This window comes from Mariniflexile soesokkakense (assembly GCF_039650365.1).
In the GTDB taxonomy this organism is placed as follows: domain Bacteria; phylum Bacteroidota; class Bacteroidia; order Flavobacteriales; family Flavobacteriaceae; genus Mariniflexile; species Mariniflexile soesokkakense.
Map to the genome: position 1 here is coordinate 54,422 of NZ_JAZHYP010000010.1, position 16,968 is coordinate 71,389.

Sequence of the window (16,968 nt, forward strand, 5' to 3'; positions counted from 1 at the left end):
TTAAAAATGATTCAATGAGGTATACATTGCCAAATAAGTTCCAACAAATCCTTTGGCAATTTTTGTGCTTAAAATGGATGCATCAATGTTATCAATTAACAAAACCCAAGAGGCTTTTTCTGAAGTTTTATAATAAAAATTGTAGTATCCTTTATTGCCTTCGATTTTTAAGTATAAATCGGTATTGTTTTCTTTTAAAGTTTGTCTGGCAATAATACTTGGTTTTCCTTCATTTAAGGTTGAAGCGTTTTCTTCTAAAAAAACTTCATCATTTCCTTTGGAATCCAATCGCTTTCCAATTAATAAATAATGGTTTTCATTCTGAAAAGCAACTAAACCAACTGTTTGATGGGTATCGGTTAAATGATAAGAAACTTTAGTTGAAGCCTCAAATTGCATATGTTGTTGTCTTCTTCCAATAAATGAGAAGTTTGTTTGCGTGTGGATTGTTTCCTTTCGGGGTTTAATATATAGATACTCTCCATCCAATTCATACCATTTTTCTAATGGAGTTCTTATGAAATTCCATTTATAGTCTAGCTTATTATCTTTAAAGTCATCATGCGAAATAAAATTTCCTGTTGTAGGTTCTATATTTTCTTTTGCTATAGGAAGGTTTGGTTTTTTATTAACTACGGGTATAGCATTATTTCCACCTGCAATAGTTGGCCAGCCATCTGTCCATTCCACAGGCATTAAAAAAGTTTCGCGACCTATATTGTACAAATCGTCTCCATAGGGTCTGCAGCCTAAAAAAACGGCCCACCAGTCGCCATTAGCCAGTTCTACAAAATCGGCATGACCTGTGGTTGTAATTTCATTGTTTCTATTAGGGGGTAAATGACGTTGCGTCATTATTGGGTTGTTTTCATAACTGATATAAGGGCCATAAATATTTTTACTTCTAAAAACCACTTCAGAATGATTATATGCGGTTCCGCCTTCTGCACAGATTAAATAATAATAACCATCTTTTTTTATAATATGGGGCGCTTCTATCCAAACTGGTTTTTTAGCCATATCGGTACCACCGTTCACTATAAGTTTTGATTCACTGGAAATTTTCCGATTTTTTAAATCGTACTCAAACATATAAATAGCTCTATGCCCGTCATGTATTGTAATGTTGTTTGGTGGTGGACCATTGTGTGTTATGTAAACTTTACCATCTTCGTCAAAGAATATGTCAGGATCTATACCGTCAACTCCAGGGATAACTATTGGGTCTGACCAAGGGCCAGCAGGGTTTTGTGAAGTAACAATGAAATTTCCGCCACCGCTTACATTGGTACAAATAACATAAAAAGTACCATTGTTATATCGAATGGTGGGTGCAAACATACCTCCTGAAACAGGTTGCCCAGAAAAATCCGCCTGCTCTTTTCTAGTAATTACATGCCCTATTTGTTTCCAATTTACTAAATCGGTGCTTTCAAAAACAGGAATGCCAGGGAAATAGGTAAAGGTTGAAGTTATTAAATAAAATTTATCATTTGCAGAACAAATACTAGGATCCGGATAAAACCCTGATAGTATAGGGTTTAAATAGGTATTGTCTGCTTTTAAATTATTATTAAAAACATCATCCACTCCTTCATAGTTAAACCAATCAAAAGCAGCGTATTTTTCAAACACAATCGGTTGCTTTTTATTGGAAATTTTTTTATTACAAGAAATAGAAATTGATAATGATAATAAAAATATAAATTTTAAATTATAACTAGACATGTCTTTTTTTTATTTTAATTGGAGTCTAAATATAAAAATATAATTTATTTTAAAACTGTATATTTGAATTTATTTACAATGCTTTTAGTGTTTTTAAGTTCTGTTTTAGAATACTATTTGAATACTAAAAGATGCTAATGACAAGAATTGAACTGTAACAAAAATTACTGGAGTATATGAAGGATCATACTGAAGTTACTATTTATCACATAGCTGAAAAGCTAGGACTTGCAACTTCTACAATATCAAGAGCGTTAAAAGACCATCATAGTATAGGAAAAAAAACTATTGAAAAGGTTAAGCAAACGGCTAAAGAGATGGGGTACAGACCTAATAATTTGGCTGCCAGTTTACGTAGTAAAAAGACCAAAACTATTGGAGTTTTATTGCCTACTATTACACAGCCTTTCCTTTCTTCCTTAATTAGTGGTATAGAAATAGCTTGCCAAAAAGCAGGATATAATGTGGTTATTATGCAATCTCATGATTCTTACGAGCAAGAAGTGAATTTAACACAGTCGTTATACAATAATAGGGTAAGTGGGATTATTTGTTCATTAGCAATGGAAACTCAAGACACTTCGCATTTTCAGTTATTTATAGAAAGTAATACGCCATTAGTTTTTGTTGATAGGGTTCCAAAACATTTTAGTACTTTTCGAGTGGTTATTGATAATTATGCCGCAGGCTATAAGGCAACCAAACATCTTATTTCTCAGGGTTGTACTAGAATTGCACATTTAACAGCGGGTTCTGAATTTAGTATCTATTTTGAAAGAAAGAAAGGGTACTTAGATGCTTTAAAAGAGGCAAATCTTGCAATTGACGAAAATCTTATAATTAAGTTGAAAGCCGTAACTTATGAAGAAGCTGAAAATGCAACAAATAAGCTTCTCGATATGAAAAACCCTCCAGATGGTATTTTTGCACCCGGTGATATTTTGGGTGTAAGCGCTATACAATGTGCCAAAAAAAGAGGTATAAAAGTACCTGAAGAATTAGCTGTTATAGGTTTTAATAATGATCCTATTTCAAATATTATAGACCCCAATTTATCAACCATCACACACCCTGCAGAAAAAATGGGGCAAGCTTCTGCTGAAATTATTTTAAAACATTTAAAGCACCCTAAAAAAGGGGAGGATGCTAAAGAAATAACTTTTTTAAATACTGAGGTTTTAGTTCGTGAGTCTTCCATGAGAAATAAAACAGAATAACTTTTTTTTGTTATTTTGGAAAAATAGTAACAATTGTTCTTTTGTATCTTGTTAATGCAGGAGTACCTTTATCTGTAAGCTTTAAAATAAAATGAGCGGTTTCTTTTTTATCAACAACTGGCGCTGTAATGTATGCGCCATGAGCATTTTCTGCTCCATTAATTTTTATTTCTTTATTATAAGTTCCAGCCTCTGGGTAGTTAAACCACAGAAATGAAAGACTGTCGCCATCTGGATCGGTAGAGCCACTTGCATCTAAACTAAACCCTTCTCCAGATTTTACTGTTATATTTTCTGAATGACTTAAAACAGGAATAGGTGCATGGTTCGCTTCTTCATACGAACTTAAACACCAATCCATACGTGCAGCAAAATCATTTTGAAAGTCTTCGCGCCAGCGTGCTAAAGTTATTTTGTAATCGTTAAATGTAACCGTATCTTTTTTTATTGCTCTTCCATATTCGCTATAGATATATGGCGTGTAATTATCGTTAGTATTTGTCCAAATTGTTCTTGTTTCTGGTGCTATTTGAACATCTGATCCTCCTTTTTTAGTTTTAGAAAAATCGGGTTTATACAATTCATAACGACCTCCCCAAGCGCCCCATTCCGGATGCTCTGCATTGTTTAATCCATTAGGAATTAATGATAAAAATGCAGGTGTATCGCCTTAAACACCCCAGGCTACATCGGGATATTCTGCGCCTAATGGCCCATGGCCTTGTTGTATATTTTCAGCAATCCATTTATTGCTAATAACCTCGTTATTGATTCCTTTGAAAAAAGTATTAATGCCAGTCCATGTAGCGCTTCCATAATCATCACCAGGACTAACAATATAAAACAAATCTGGATATTTATTTCGTATCCATATGCCACTATCATCCTGATCGGAAATCGTATATACTCTAAGTTTCGAAATAAGTTTTTTGGCTTCTTTTTTAGATTTCGTATTATCAATTTTATGTAAAGCTTGAGCAAGTGTGTTTACACCTCCCCAAACCGATATCCATAAAGGACGTTCATCATTATCTTCAAGGGTTTTAATAATCCAATCGGAGCCCTCAGAATCTTTTCCATCACCAACCCCTAGCATACCATATTTTGGCAAGCCACTTTTTACAAGAGATAAAAGGTGTTTTTCACTAGGAAATCCAGTTTCATGTTTTAAAAGATTAGGTTGCACTTTACCATAAGCATTTATAATCTTGTTAATAAAAATGGGATCCACACTTGTTTTGTGCCAACAAGATGTTGTTGCAACCATGCCTTTAATATCAATTTGGTTTGAATATAAAAATAAGCGTACAAAAGATTGTGTGTCATCAGGATCTGCTTCAATATCCGAAAGAATAATGACTCTGTTTTTTTCATTTGTTTGAGCAGAAAGAGATTGAAAAAAAGACAATGATAAAATTGAAATAAAAATAAAAAAAACTCTCATAATTATTTTATTAAGAATGATATTCGCAAATTAGTTTGTTTCAAAAGGTGATGCAGGTAGGCCTTCTTTATTGTATAAGTTTGGGTTGTCTGGGTTATCTGCCCAAGCATAGCGCACATATTTAGGATTCTCTATATCGTCACTCCAAACAACTACTTTATCTCCTTCTATTTTAGCATTTGCCCATACAAATTTTTTGTCTTCCCCTGCTATGGCAAATTCCTTTAAGGCTTCACCATCATTGGATATTAATCCACTGCCTACGTTATTAAATGAAATAATTATTTTATTTTCTTTAAATGTGGTTTTACTAGGCACTGGACTTGATGCTGTAATATTATTTTCTTTGTACGCTAATTTCCTAGCCAATAAAGCTAACCTTTTGCCAACATCTTCTTTATTTAGTGGGTGGATATCGTTCCATTCACCTAAATCAATGGTAACGGCCATTCCTGTATTAGGAACACTTAGGGTTTCTAATTGTGATTGCCTCAATTGTGCCCAATTACTTTCTGTTGGTTCTGAATTGGATTCCATGAAATTTGTAAGTTGAACAATTAAAAAAGGGAATTCACCTTGGTTCCAATTCGTTCTCCAATCCTTTATAAGTGCGGGTAAAGTTTTGGCATATTCCTTTGGGTTACGGGTGTTTGATTCTCCTTGATACCATAAAGCACCTTTTATTTTCAAATTAAGAAGGGGTGCTACCATGGCATTATATAGTCCTTCAGGTTTCCATCTAATAAATGTCGGGCCTTGCAAAGGCTTCATTTTAGTGCCTAGTTTATACTTCCAAGTACCTTTTAGGTCTATGGTGTCATTCTCAACAGCTAAAAAATATGGCTTATCCAAAACAAAGCCTCCATAACCTATATTATTAATAACCCTTATGGCAATTGTGTTTTTGCCTTCTTTCAAAACCGTTGGTTTCATATCATAGCGTCGTGGTGGGTATTGATACCCAGTAGTTCCAACAAACTCACCATTTATATATACAAAATCTTGATCTACAATACGGCCCATAAATAGTTTAGCGGGCTTACCAACCATAGATTTAGGTATGTCTATGTCTTTTCTAAACCAAACAATTCCGTTTATGTTTCCAAGTGATGTGTCTGCCCAATTTCCTGGAATTTCCATTTGCTCCCAATCACTATCATTTATGTTAGAATTATGCCATTCATTACCTTCTAAAAGACCTGTGTCATTAGCGTTTGCAAGAGCATACCAATCATCACTTCGCTTTTGATCGCTTATTTCTATACTTTTTATGAAGTCATCATCTTTAAATTGTTGTGCTTCATTGTAAGCTTCTGGAAATGCTTTTAGTGCTTTATCGCTCATCCATGCTTCTACTGGAGACCCACCCAAAGCAGTATTTATTAAACCAATTGGGATGTGGTGCTTTTCGTAAATGTTTTTTGCAAAAAAGTAGGCTACACCCGAAAAATCAAGTACAGTATTAGAGTTTGCAGCGATCCAATTCCCTGAATCAAAATCAGTTTGTTCCTTTTTAAAATCATATTTGTCTGGAACTAAAAACTGACGAATATTTCTATTTTCAGCATTTTTTATAATATCTCCATACCGTTCCTTAAGGCGTTCCATAGTAAGCTCCATATTCGACTGGCCAGAACAAATCCATACATCACCAAATAATATGTCTTTTATTTTTATCTCATTACTAGCTTTTAAAACCATTTCAAAGGGACCCCCAGCCTTTTGGGCAGGTAAAATAATGTGCCAATCACCACTGTCATTAGCTACTGTTTCATAATTTTTTGACTTGAATGTTAAATTGATTTTCTCATTTGGAGAGGCCCATCCCCATATCTTTATTTTTTCATCTCTCTGTAAAATAACGCCATCACTTATTAAACGGGGAAGTTTTATTTGTGCTGTTAAACTATTTGACAGAATTAATAAGAGTACAATAATTAAAGTTTTAAGTTTTTTCATTTCATTAAATTATTTTACAGAAATTATTATTTCAGACATTTTAGGGGCTCCAAGATCAAAACTTCTTTTCATTGGAGAAGAACCACCAATATGGATTTTAAAATCACCAGATTCTATAATTGTAGTTCCATCATTGTTAACTATCTCAAAATCTTTTGGAGTTAACTCAAATACAATTTTTTGTGAAGCACCAGCTTCTAAAGTAATCCGTTTTGTTTTAATTAGTTGAGAATTTGGTACTGCCACTGAAGCTTCTAGGTCTGAAATATAAACTTGTACGATTTCGTCAGATTTTACTTTGCCTGTATTTGTAATGTTAACTTCTAAAGTAACGTGTTCGGTTTTTGAAATTGAAGATGATGATGCTTTAATATTGTTATAAGCAAAAGCGGTATAGCTTAACCCAAAACCAAACGGATACATTGGGTCATCATTCATATATTTATATGTTCTTCCTTTCATAGAATAATTATCAAAAGCAGGTAATTGGTTTAACGATTTTGGGAAGGTAATAGGTAATCTTCCTGACGGAGAAACTTTTCCAAAAAGAATATCAGCTACGGCTGTACCACCTTCTTCACCAGGATACCATACAAACAAAACAGCATCTGATAATGCCTCTACTTCAGTAAGGTTTATTGGGCTTCCTCCTGTAATTATTGTAACAATTGGTTTTTTGTCTTTGGGGTTTTCGTCAGCTTTTTCTCTTAAATCCTTTAAATAATCGATTTGATTTTTTGGTAAATCGTAATCTAATCGATCTCCTGCTGTATTAGAATCTATAGAGTCGCCTTCTTCACCTTCTAACTGACTAGAAACGCCCAATACTACAATAGTTACATCGCTATTTCCCGCATTTCCTGTTGCATAGTTTATGGGGTTTATTGATGGCTTGTTAAGCATGGCACCTAATCGAAATTGCAATTGACTAGTAGGTTCTATAGCAGAGCTAATACCTTCTAAAATAGTGACCATATTGGGGTTTACACCATAGTAATTTCCTAAAAGTATTTCGATGCTTGCCGCATTTGGTCCAGTAACAAAGTATTTAGGTAAGTTGTTTTTTAATGGCAAAATACCATTGTTTTTTAAAAGTACGATGCTTTTTTGAGCAGCTTCTTTAGACAACGTTCTATGTGCATTACTATTAACAACATCGAAAGGTATATCGTCATAAGGATTACTTCCTTTTGGGTCGAATAAACCAAGTTTAAATCGTGTTTTTAATAAAATGGCTAATTGAGCATCAATATCTTTTTCAGTAATTAATCCTTCTTTTATAGCATCACCTAAAGAATTATAAGTAACACCACAGTTAAGGCTAATACCTGTTTTTATCGCTAATGCAGCAGCTTCAGCAGCAGTTTTTACGCGTCCATGACCGCCTTCGCTAGGTTGGTTAAATAAATCAACTAAAGCCCAACAATCTGTTAAAACATGACCCTTAAATTGCCATTTATCTCTTAAAATGTCTTTAATTAAATGGTTGTTAGTACAACATGGTTCACCGTTTGTACTGTTGTATGCGCACATTACAGATTCCACATTTACATCTACCAAAGCTTTAAATGCTGGAAGATAGGTTTCCCATAAATCTTTTTGATTTACTTCTGCATTAAATTCGTGTCTTACTTTTTCTGGACCACTATGCACTGCAAAATGTTTAGCACAAGCAGCTGTCTTTAAGTAATTTGGGTTGTCTCCTTGTAAGCCTTTAACAAATGCAGATCCCAAGATTGACGTTAAATAAGGGTCTTCACCATAAGTTTCTTGTCCACGACCCCAACGAGGATCTCTAAAAATATTGATATTAGGCGTCCAAAATGTTAAACCATTATATTGATTATAATAGCCTTTTTCAGCTGTTGCATTGTATATGGCTCTAGCTTCATCTGAAATGGCAGAAGAAACTCTGAAAGCTAAATCTTCATCAAATGTAGCTCCTAATCCAATGGCTTGAGGAAACACGGTAGCTGCACAAGAACGCCCAATGCCATGTAATGCTTCGTTCCAATAATCGTAAGGTGGAATTTTTAATCGTTCAATAGCTGGAGTACCATTTACCATTTGAGCAATTTTTTCTTCAAGTGTTAATCTTGAAATTAAATCCTCAACCCTTTCATCCATTGTAAGTAATGGGTTTTGAAAAGGAAATTCAAAACTTGTTGATGAACTTTTATCAAAACCTACCTTGGTTGTCTTTGAGTTTTCATTTTTACAAGATATTAGCACTAGGATTAGTAATATAAAAGCAGTTTTTTTAAAAAAAAGGCAAGTTAGTTGTGACATAATAGTTGGCTGTTTTGTTTGTTAAATTGAAAATATTAAAACTTTGATGCACATTATTTATTTTTACGCAATCGGTTGCAAATTAAAAAAAAATATTATCTTTACAACAAATTAGGTTGATTTTTATGAATAGTGAATTTAAATCATTTTTTTTAATTGAAATTAGTATTATGCTTAAAAAAGTAAGATTAAATAAACATCATTTAGCGCTGTTGTTGCTATTTGTAGTTTGTTCAAAAAGTTTTGGAAATGATGGTTATAAATTGTGGTTACAGTATCGTTTTGTTGAAAACGAAGCGTTAAGGGGAAACTACCGTTCGTATATTAATAAATTAATGCCTTTAGGCGATTCTAAAACTATTGAAGTTGCTGAAAAAGAGCTTGAATTAGGTCTTAAAGGTATGCTTGGTTTGGACTTTTTATCTAAACCGGGTGTTGGTGAAAAATCTTTAATTTTTGGTGAAAAATCTAATTTATCAAAAGACATTTCTATTCAATTAGAGAGTGATTTTAATAATATAAACGACGAAGGTTTTATAATTAAATCAATTTCTATAAAAGGGAAAAATCAAATTGTTATAACAGGTAATACCGATGTTGGCGTTCTTTACGGAGTCTATCATTTTTTACAGTTATTGCAAAGCCATAAACCAATCGAGCAATTGAAAATTGTCGATTCGCCAAAACTAAAGGTTAGAGTATTAAACCACTGGGATAATTTGGACAGAACCGTAGAGCGTGGTTATGCAGGTTTCTCTATTTGGGATTGGCATCGTTTGCCAGATTATATCGACCAACGTTATGTTGATTATGCACGAGCGAATGCCTCCATAGGTATTAACGGAACTGTTTTAAACAATGTAAATGCCAATGCGCTCATTTTAACGCCGCAATATTTAGAAAAAGTAGAGGTATTAGCCAATATATTTAGACCTTATGGCATTAAGGTTTACTTAACCGCCCGTTTTTCCGCTCCAATAGAAATTGGAGGTTTGCCAACTGCCGACCCATTAGATTTGGATGTTATTAAATGGTGGCAAGAAAAAGCCAAGGAGATTTATACAAGAATTCCAGATTTTGGTGGCTTTTTGGTAAAAGCAAACTCAGAAGGACAACCAGGACCACAAAATTATGGAAGAAACCATGTAGATGGAGCTAATATGATGGCAAATGCTGTCGCTCCTTTTAAAGGAATTGTTATGTGGCGAGCTTTTGTGTATTCAGAGCATGATACTACCGATAGAGCTAAACAGGCTTATTCTGAATTTGTACCTTATGACGGACAGTTTAAAGATAACGTACTTGTGCAAGTGAAAAACGGAGCAATCGATTTTCAACCGCGGGAACCTTTTCATCCTATGTTTGGCGCCATGCCTAAAACACCATTAATGATGGAGTTTCAAATTACCCAAGAGTATTTGGGTTTTAGTACACATTCTATATTCCTGCCAAAATTATTTGAGGAAGTTTTAAAAGCAGATACCTATAGAAAAGGAAAGGGTTCAACTATTGCCAAAGATATAGATGGATCGCTTCATAACAAAAGATTAACAGGAATAGCTGGTGTAAGCAATATAGGAAGTGATATTAATTGGACAGGGAACACCATGTTACAAGCCAATTGGTATGGGTACGGAAGACTTGCATGGAATCCGTATTTAAGTGCAAATGAAATTGCAGACGAGTGGTTAGTGTTAACTTTTTCCACCAATGAAAGCTTTATAAAACCCGTTAAAAATATGATGTTGGATTCTAAAGAAGCTGTGGTTAATTACATGACGCCTTTAGGATTGCATCACATTATGGATACTGGGCATCATTATGGGCCAGGACCTTGGGTTTCTAATCTTTCACGTCCAGAATGGAATCCTGTTTACTATCATAAAGCAGATAAGAATGGTATTGGGTTTGATCGCACACCAACGGGAAGCAATGCCACCGAACAATATGCGGATGAAGTAGCTGCAAAATTTAATAATATAAATACCTGTCCGGAAGAAGATTTATTGTGGTTTCACCATGTTCCATGGGACTATAGATTAAAAAACGGAAAAACGCTTTGGGACGGTATGGCATTAAAATATCAAGAAGGTGTAAATCAAGTTGAACACATGGGAAAAACGTGGGATACCATGGAAGCTTATATAGATTCGGGACGATTTAATGAAGTGAAAATGTTATTAAATATCCAGTTTAAAGAAGCAAAATGGTGGCGAGATGCCTGCTTATTATATTTTCAACAATTTTCAGGAAAACCATTGCCTGATGGTGTTGAAAAACCAACTCAAACTTTAGAATACTTTAAATCATTAAAATTTCCTTTTGCACCAGGGAATTAAGACAAAGTAATATGAAACAAAAAATAGCAGTAGTAACTGGCGGTAATTCGGGACTAGGATATGCAACCGCAAAAAAATTATGTGATCATGGCATTAAAACTTACATAATTGGTAGAACTAAAGAAAAAACGGAAGAAGCCTGTGCTGAAATTGGCGTAAATGCCCTACCTGTTATTTTCGATTTAAACAATTTAGAAGGAATTCCAGCTATAATCGCTCAAATAGCAAAAGAAGGAAATATTGATATTCTTGTAAATAATGCAGGGATCAACGCTAAAAAAGAACTAATAGATGTTACAGATGAAGAGTTTGATGCCATTATTCACACTAATATTAAAAGTGTTTTTTCAATAACAAGAGAAGTAGTTAAAATAATGAAGAACCATGGTGGAGGTAACATTGTTAATATTAGTTCCATGGCTTCTCAGTACGGTATACCAAAAGTTATTGCATATACAGCAAGTAAAGGAGCTATTGAAGCGATGACGCGTGCCATGGCGGTGGAATTGGCTCAGTATGGTATAAGAGTAAATTGTGTAGCCCCAGGTTTTATAAAAACCAAAATGTCTGCCAAGGCATTAGATAATGATCCAGAAAGAAAAAACAAAGTGCTTTCTAGAACTCCAATGGGAATTTTAGGAGACCCATCAGATATTGGCGATGCTGTATACTATTTCGCTTCAGCCGAATCAAAATTTGTAACAGGCACCATATTACCAGTTGATGGTGGTAACAGTATTGGTTTTTAATAGCTATTGAAATGAAAAAAATGCAACAAACAATGCGATGGTTTGGTCCAAATGATGCCATTTCCCTAAAAGATATTAGGCAATGTGGTGTTGAAGGCATTGTAACAGCTTTACATGAAATACCTGTAGGAGATATTTGGACTGTTGAAGCGATAAAAACGCGTCAGGAAACTATCAGGAAAGCAGGTATGGAATGGACGGTAGTTGAAAGTTTACCTGTTCATGAAGATATAAAAAAAGCGAATGGAGCATATTTGCAATACATTGAAAATTATAAAATCAGTTTAAGAAATCTGGCAGCCTGTGGTATTACTATAATCACATATAATTTCATGCCTATTTTAGATTGGGTACGTACCAATCACGCATTTGAAAATGCTGATGGAAGCAAAGCTTTATTGTACAATCAAGTGGCTTTTAATTATTTCGATCTTTTTTTATTAAAAAGACCAAATGTTGAGAACGATTATTCTGATGAAGAAAAACAAATTGCTATAAATTACGGAAACACACTTTCGCAATCAGATAAAGAATTGTTATTTAAAAATGTGCTGCTAGGGTTACCAGGAAGCAAAGTAAATTTTACAAGAGAGCAGATTCTTTTGCTACTTGAAAATTATAAAGGCATAAATAACGATAAACTAAGAGATAATTTAATTTATTTCTTATCAGAAGTTGCCCCTGTAGCAGAAGAATTTGGGGTAAAATTAGCCATTCACCCAGACGATCCTCCTTTTTCAGTACTAGGTTTGCCAAGGGTTGTTAGTACAGAAAAAGACTTAAATTCTATTTTTAGTGCAATGCCTTTAAACGCCAACGGACTTTGTTATTGTACGGGTTCATTAGGTGCAGAACCAAATAACAATCTTGAACAAATAATTGACGATTATGGAGACCGAATTCATTTTTTACACATTAGAAATGTAAAAAGAGAAAATAAAGATGTTTTTAGGGAATCTGAACATCTTAATGGCGATAACCCTATTGAAAGTATCATGGAAAAATTGGTTCTATTGATGCAGAAGAGAAACGTTAGTTTGCCAATGCGGCCAGACCATGGCTTTTTACATTCCATTGAAGAAGGAAAAGAACAATATCCAGGCTATTCTTTAGTAGGAAGACTTAAAGGGTTGGCAGAAATTAGAGGATTGGAAATGGGGATCCAGTATAAATTAAATTTAAATTAAAAATCACTTATAGTCATGAATCTATTAAAAAAGGGACAATCTTTAATATTGTTAATTTTAATAAGTAATGTTGTTTTTGCTAATAATATTGGTAATTACGTTGTTTCTTCAGCATCTAGCAAAAGTTTTCCTGTAGTTTCTAAAGAAAAAGCTGCATCAATTATAGTGAGCGATACTGACTTCAAAGGTGTTTTACGTGTGGCAGAACATCTTCAAAATGACATTTTTAATGTAACCTCAGTACGTCCAAAAATGATAACTAATTCTATTCCGAATGAAGATTATGTTATTATCATTGGTACTTTAGGTAAAAGTTCAATAATTAATCAATTAGCTAAAGAAGGTAAAATAGATGGTTCTCAATTAAAAGGTAAATGGGAAAAATTCATCACCCAAGTTATAGAAAACCCTTTTCCTGGAGTTAAAAAAGCATTGGTTATTACTGGTTCAGATAAACGAGGGACTATTTATGGTATTTATGATCTTTCAAGCCAAATAGGAGTTTCGCCTTGGTATTTTTGGGCAGATGTTCCTGTAAAAAAACAATCTGAATTACACGTGCTTCCCGGTATTCATACTTTGGGAGAGCCTAAAGTAAAATACAGAGGCTTTTTTATAAACGATGAAGCACCTGCTTTAACAGGTTGGGTTTATGAAAAGTATGGTGATTTTAATGCAGAGTTCTATGATAAAGTTTTTGAACTTATTCTTAGAATGAAAGGGAATTATTTATGGCCTGCCATGTGGCCACCAAGAAAATTTAATGAAGATGATTCTCAGAATGCAATTCTTGCAGATGAATATGGCATTGTCATGGGAACTTCACACCACGAACCTTTAACACGTGCGCATGCCGAATGGAATTCAAAAGTTAACGGCAAATGGGATTTCAATACCAATGCAGATGGTTTAAAAGAATTCTGGAAAGGTGGCATGGAACGCATGGGAACTAAAGAAACTCTTGTAACTATTGGTATGCGCGGTGATGGTGATGAAGCTATGAGTGAAGGTACTGCAACAGATTTACTTGAAACAATAGTTAAAGAACAACGTGAAATTATTGCAAATGTAACAGGAAAACCTGCTGAAGAGACACCTCAAATCTGGGCGCTTTATAAGGAAGTACAAGATTATTATGATAAAGGCATGCAAGTTCCAGATGATGTTACATTATTGCTTTGCGACGATAACTGGGGGAACTTAAGAAAACTACCTAGTCTAGATGCAAAACCTCGTAAAGGTGGTTATGGTATTTATTATCATTTCGATTATGTTGGTGGGCCTCGAAACTATAAATGGCTTAACACAAATCAAATAGAGCGTACTTGGGAACAAATGCATTTGGCATACGAACATGGTGTAGATAAAGTTTGGATTGTAAATGTTGGCGACATTAAACCAATGGAATTTCCAACACAATTTTTCTTTGACTATGCTTGGGATCCCGAAAAATGGCATGCAGACAATTTACAAGATTATTACACAATATGGGCAAAAGAGGTTTTTGGAGGTATTCAAACAGAAGCCATTGCAGATATCATGAAAAAATACACCAAGTATAACGCGAGAAGAAAACACGAATTAATAGATGCATCAACATATAGTTTACATAATTATAACGAAGCCAATAATGTTGTAGAGGAGTATAATGCCCTTGCAAAAAAGGCACAAGCAATAAACGACCTACTACCAGAAACATATAAAGATGCTTACTACCAATTAGTGCTTTTTCCTGTATTAGCAAGCGCAAACCTTAATGAGCTTTATGTAAGCACTGCAAAAAACAATCTATATGCAAAACAAGGGCGAGCAGCTACAAATTTTTATGCAGAAAAGGTAAAAGAGCTATTTAATAAAGACAAAGAATTAACTAACTATTACCATAAAGAAATGGCTAATGGAAAATGGAACCACATGATGTCTCAAACCCATATTGGTTACGAAATTTGGCAAGAACCTAAATTTAATAAGATACCCGAAACCTATAAAATTGATGAAGCCGATGATCCAGAAATGGGGGTTTCCATTGAAGGATCTAAGGAGTGGTGGTCTGGTAATAATGAAGATGCTATACTGCCAATTTTCGATTCTTTCAATAACCAAAAGTATCCTATTGAAATTTTTAATAGAGGGAAGAGTAGTTTTTCTTATGAAATTAATACTAATGATTCTTGGATAAAAGTATCAGAGCCAAATGGTACTATAGAAAATGAAAAGACCATAACTATAAGTATTGATTGGGATAAGGCTCCAAAGGGTGCTCAAAACGCTGTTATAAATGTTGTGGGAGCTGGGAAGCAAGTACCAGTTTATATTAAAATAAACAACCTAAATCCATCAAATATAGTGGGTTTTGTTGAAAACAATGGATTCATTTCAATTAATGCAAAAAAATTCTCGAAGAAACACGAACCAAAGGAATTCCAATGGAAAGTTGTTGAAAATCTAGGAAAAAAAGATGCTGCTGTAATTTCTCTACCAATAAAAAAAGGTAGGGTAGCGCTTTCAAAAAAATCACCCAAGTTATCATACCATGTTAATTTTCAGAACAAGGGAAAAGTAAAAGTACACATGCATTTTTCTCCAACTATTAATTATGCACCAAGAGAAGGGATGTATTTTGGTTTATCGTTCAATAATGAGAAACCAACCCAAGTAAATTATGATTCAGACCCAAATATTTTCAATTACAATGGGAAAGTACCAAGTAATTGGCACTTAAACGTAGCAGATAATATTAAAATTATTACCACAGAATTTGAAATTGATAAAGCAGGAAACCATACTTTGAATTATTTTAGGGTTGATGAGGGGTTGGTACTTCAACAAATTATTATAGAAACTGAAAATAGCATCTTAAGAGATTCTTATTTGGGGCCTTCAGAAAGTTATAAAGCTGAGTAATTAACTATGAAGACAATTAAATTTTTACTTCTAATAATACTTCTTGCAATTTTTTTTAATTGTAGTGTTTCGTCTGATGAAGATGAAGTAAAAGTGTCTACTGCTAAAGAACCTGACCCAACAACAACAACAACAACAACAACAACAACAACAACAACAACAACATTAAAGAAAGCCGTTAGTTTCCCTATAGGAAATATAGTTTCTGCAAGTAGATTGTCAGGTTCTGATGTTGACTTTCGAATTTTATTAAACAAAGAATTCAATAGTATAACTGCTGAAAATGACATGAAAATGGCTTCTATGTTTACAGGCCCAGATACTTATGATTTTAGTAAAGGAGATGCTATTGTTGCTTACGCAAAAAAGAATGGGTTTAGAGTTCATGGTCATGCTTTGGTTTGGCATGCATCTATACCAAATTGGTTAAAAAATTATGCTGGAAGCGATGCTGAATTTGAAGCTCAGGTTAAAGGCTATATTAAAGCCACGGTAGTTCACTTTGCATCTATTAAAAACTCAGAAGGCAAATCTGTTGTTGAAAGTTGGGATGTAGTTAATGAACATTTTACAAGCGATGCAACTACAGCTGTTTTTAATACCCGTATGGGTGTTAATTATGTTTCTAAATGTTTTACATGGGCACGTGAAGCAGATCCAAATATAAAATTATTTTATAACGACTATAATTTAGGAAGCCAAAACTATAAAGCTTCTCAAGTTGTAGACATGGTTAACAATTTCAAAAACAACTCAACGCCAATAGACGGTATTGGTATGCAAATGCATATAGACTACCAATATCCAGACTTAAGCACCTTGACTGATAATTTAAAAATACTTAAAGATACAGGATTGTTAATTCATTTTTCTGAATTAGACATGACAGTGAATAAAGACAAAACACTTTCATCTTTAACATCACAAAGATCTAATGACCAAAAAGAAAGATATAATAAAATTGCAGCTTTATATAAAACCATTCCTGAATTGCAAAGATACGGCATCACTTTTTGGGGTATGAGAGATTACGATAGTTGGTTATTGAATTTCAATAATAATCCTAATGAATGGCCGTTGCTATTTTATTCAAATTACAGTTATAAGGATGCCTATTTTGGTTTTCTTGAAGGATTAATTAAATAACGAAAC

The 16,968-nt window shown here is 33.8% G+C and carries 10 protein-coding genes and 1 pseudogene; 6 read left to right on the forward strand and 5 right to left on the reverse strand.

All coding sequences use genetic code 11. The annotated features are described in order from the left end of the window. The gene (locus VP395_RS15030; RefSeq protein WP_346242848.1) at positions 1-1,635 is read right to left on the reverse strand and encodes a glycoside hydrolase family 43 protein; all 1,635 of its coding nucleotides are present in this window, start codon (positions 1,633-1,635) and stop codon (positions 1-3) included. Between the two features lie 269 nt (positions 1,636-1,904). On the opposite strand from VP395_RS15030, the gene VP395_RS15035 reads away from it, so the two are divergent. Beyond that, the gene (locus VP395_RS15035; protein WP_346242849.1) at positions 1,905-2,945 is read left to right on the forward strand and encodes a LacI family DNA-binding transcriptional regulator; all 1,041 of its coding nucleotides are present in this window, start codon (positions 1,905-1,907) and stop codon (positions 2,943-2,945) included. 10 nt (positions 2,946-2,955) lie between these two features. On the opposite strand, the gene VP395_RS15040 is transcribed toward VP395_RS15035, so the two are convergent. The 4 genes and pseudogenes from VP395_RS15040 to VP395_RS15055 all read right to left on the reverse strand — a co-directional run bounded on the left by VP395_RS15040 (position 2,956) and on the right by VP395_RS15055 (position 8,475). Beyond that, the gene (locus VP395_RS15040) at positions 2,956-3,525 is read right to left on the reverse strand and encodes a hypothetical protein (RefSeq protein WP_346242885.1); all 570 of its coding nucleotides are present in this window, start codon (positions 3,523-3,525) and stop codon (positions 2,956-2,958) included. Between the two features lie 15 nt (positions 3,526-3,540). Then, a pseudogene (locus VP395_RS15045) lies at positions 3,541-4,389 on the reverse strand (DUF1593 domain-containing protein); the annotation flags it as partial. A 30-nt stretch (positions 4,390-4,419) separates the two neighbouring features. Beyond that, positions 4,420-6,348: a sialate O-acetylesterase gene (locus VP395_RS15050; RefSeq protein WP_346242850.1), complete on the reverse strand. Its 1,929-nt coding sequence runs from the start codon at positions 6,346-6,348 to the stop codon at positions 4,420-4,422. A gap of 9 nt (positions 6,349-6,357) precedes the next feature. Further along, the gene (locus VP395_RS15055; protein ID WP_346242851.1) at positions 6,358-8,475 is read right to left on the reverse strand and encodes a glycoside hydrolase family 3 C-terminal domain-containing protein; all 2,118 of its coding nucleotides are present in this window, start codon (positions 8,473-8,475) and stop codon (positions 6,358-6,360) included. Positions 8,476-8,807: 332 nt separating this feature from the next. Between VP395_RS15055 and VP395_RS15060 the strand changes: the two genes are divergently transcribed. Genes VP395_RS15060 through VP395_RS15080 form a run of 5 tightly spaced genes read left to right on the forward strand, consistent with a single transcriptional unit; the run spans position 8,808 to position 16,962 of the window. Then, positions 8,808-10,976 (forward strand): alpha-glucuronidase family glycosyl hydrolase, encoded by a 2,169-nt coding sequence (locus VP395_RS15060; RefSeq protein ID WP_346242852.1) that lies wholly within the window; start codon positions 8,808-8,810, stop codon positions 10,974-10,976. 11 nt (positions 10,977-10,987) lie between these two features. Then, positions 10,988-11,725, forward strand: coding sequence for an SDR family NAD(P)-dependent oxidoreductase (locus tag VP395_RS15065; protein ID WP_346242853.1), 738 nt, complete (start codon positions 10,988-10,990; stop codon positions 11,723-11,725). A gap of 20 nt (positions 11,726-11,745) precedes the next feature. Then, positions 11,746-12,912 carry a mannonate dehydratase gene (gene uxuA / locus VP395_RS15070; protein WP_346242886.1) on the forward strand — a complete coding sequence of 389 codons (1,167 nt, stop codon included), beginning with the start codon at positions 11,746-11,748 and terminating at the stop codon, positions 12,910-12,912. A 15-nt stretch (positions 12,913-12,927) separates the two neighbouring features. Next, on the forward strand, positions 12,928-15,816 hold the full coding sequence (locus VP395_RS15075; RefSeq protein WP_346242854.1) for a glycosyl hydrolase 115 family protein: 2,889 nt from the start codon (positions 12,928-12,930) through the stop codon (positions 15,814-15,816). A 6-nt stretch (positions 15,817-15,822) separates the two neighbouring features. Further along, positions 15,823-16,962 carry an endo-1,4-beta-xylanase gene (locus tag VP395_RS15080; RefSeq protein ID WP_346242855.1) on the forward strand — a complete coding sequence of 380 codons (1,140 nt, stop codon included), beginning with the start codon at positions 15,823-15,825 and terminating at the stop codon, positions 16,960-16,962. Positions 16,963-16,968 lie beyond the last annotated feature (6 nt).